Source organism: Streptomyces sp. SPB074, assembly GCF_000154905.1.
Taxonomy (GTDB): domain Bacteria; phylum Actinomycetota; class Actinomycetes; order Streptomycetales; family Streptomycetaceae; genus Streptomyces.
The window spans coordinates 5,626,050-5,628,193 of record NZ_GG770539.1 but is presented as its reverse complement, the minus strand read 5'-3'; the positions used below and the strand labels follow the sequence as shown (position 1 = coordinate 5,628,193).

General features: G+C 73.0%; 1 protein-coding gene and 1 pseudogene. Both read left to right on the top strand.

What is annotated here, in order from left to right; translation table 11 throughout:
* A pseudogene (locus tag SSBG_RS23820) lies at positions 1–639 on the top strand (hypothetical protein); the annotation flags it as partial.
* Positions 640–793: 154 nt separating this feature from the next.
* On the top strand, positions 794–2,144 hold a 1,351-nt coding region (locus tag SSBG_RS23815), incomplete at its 3' end, for a penicillin-binding transpeptidase domain-containing protein (RefSeq protein ID WP_008748625.1).

Below are 2,144 nucleotides of genomic sequence, written 5' to 3'. Positions count from 1 at the left end.
GTGCACGTCCCGGCGCGGGGGCTGCTGCCCCTGCCGCAGGGGGTGCCGGTGGACGGTTTCCTCGGGGAGCCCGTGGCCTGCGTGCTCGAAGCGCTCTCGCGGTGCGGCGAGGTGGCGGGGCGGCGGGTGGCGGTCGTGGGGCTCGGTTTCATGGGCCTCATCGCGCTCCAGGCGCTCGCGGACCTCGGGCCCGCGCGCCTCGTGGGCATCGACCCGCTCGCCGCCGCGCGCGATCTCGCGGCCGGGCTCGGGGCGCGGGAGACGTGCGCGCCCGGCGAGGCGGAGGGCGCGGCGTACGACTTGGTCGTGGAGTTCACGGGCGCGGCGGCCGGGCTGCGCACGGCGGGGCGGCTCACGGCGGCACACGGGGTGCTGTGCGTGGGCGGCTACCACCACAGCGGACCGCGCGAGCTGGACGTCGAGCTGTGGTACCGGGGCGTGACGCTCGTCAACGGCTTCACGCCGCAGCGCCACCGCCACGTCGCGGCGCTGCGCCGGGGGCTCGCCCTTGCGGGCGACCGCCGCCTCACGTTGGAGCCGCTGCTGACACACACGGTGACGCTGGACGCGGTGGACACCGGTTTCGCGCTGCACGAGGCGCGGCCCGAGGGGTTCGTGAAAGCGGTGGTGCGGGGCTGAGGGCGGCGCCGGAGGAACCGCGCGTCGTCGCAGCTCGGCGCCGGTGCCACCGGCGGTCAACACCACGCCTCTCGTACACACGATCGAATGAGAGTCGACTGAGAATCGGGGCGGGAAGGAACCCGGCCCGCCCCCTCATTCGTCCCTCTCTGTGATGAACAGGACGATCAGGAACACCTCGGTCCTCGTGCTGCTCCTCGTGCTGGCCCTCCTCGCGCGGGCGACGTGGGTGCAGTTCTACGAGGCGCGCGCCCTCGCCTCCGACGGGAGCAACCGGCGCACGGTCATCGCGCGCTACGCCGGCCCGCTCGGCGACATCATCGTGGGCGGGAACGCCGTCACGGGCTCGCGCGAGACCGGCGGCGGGGACCTGCGCTACGCGCGCACGTACAAGGACGGGCCGCTCTACGCGCCCGTGACCGGCTACACCTCGCAGGTCTACGGGCAGACGATGCTGGAAGGCGTCTACAAGGACCTGCTCGACGGCTCCGACCCGCGTCTCCGGAGCCCCGAGGACGCGCTGACGCGCGACCGCGCGAAGGCCGGTGACGTCGTCACGACGATCGACCCGGCCGTCCAGCGGGCCGGGTACGAGGCCCTGGGGGACAAGAAGGGCGCCGCGCTCGCGCTCGACCCGGCGAGCGGCAAGATCCTGGGCATGGTCTCGACGCCCTCGTACGACCCGTCGAAGATCACCGGGAGCGACGACGGCGCGGCGTGGAAGGCGCTTGCTTCCGACCCGGACAAGCCGAACGTGAACCGGGCGCTGCGCCAGCCCCTGCCGCCCGGTTCGACGTTCAAGCTCGTCGTCGCGGCGGCGGCCCTGGAGGACGGCCTCTACGACTCCGTGGACGCGCGCACGGACAGCCCCGACCCCTACCACCTGCCGCTGTCCACGAAGGACCTCACCAACGAGTCGGCCTCGGCGCCCTGCGAGAACGCCTCGATACGCGTCGCGCTCCAGTACTCGTGCAACACCGTCTTCGGGAAGATGGCCGTGGACCTCGGGCAGGACAAGGTCCGCGCGATGGCCGAGAAGTTCGGCTTCAACACGGAGGACCAGGAGGTGCCCGTACGGGCCTACCCGAGCGTGTACCCGAAGGGCATGGACAAGGCGCAGACGGCCCTCTCGGGGATCGGGCAGTTCGACGTCACGGCCACGCCGCTCCAGATGGCGGAGGTCTCCGCCGCGCTCGCCCACGGCGGCGAACTCGCGGCGCCCTACCTCGTCGACCGCACGACCAACGGCGACGGGGACGTCCTGAGCACCCACGGCGACGCGAGGACCAGGCGCGTCGTGAGCGCGGACACCGCACGGCAGTTGCGGTCCGCGATGGAGACGGTCGTCACGCGCGGCACCGGCACCAACGCGGCGATACCCGGCGCCACGGTCGGCGCGAAGACCGGTACGGCCCAGCACGGCGAGAACAACAGCGCGACCCCGTACGCCTGGTTCACCTCCTACGCGGAGGGCGCGGACGGCAAGCAGGTCGCGGTCGCCGTCA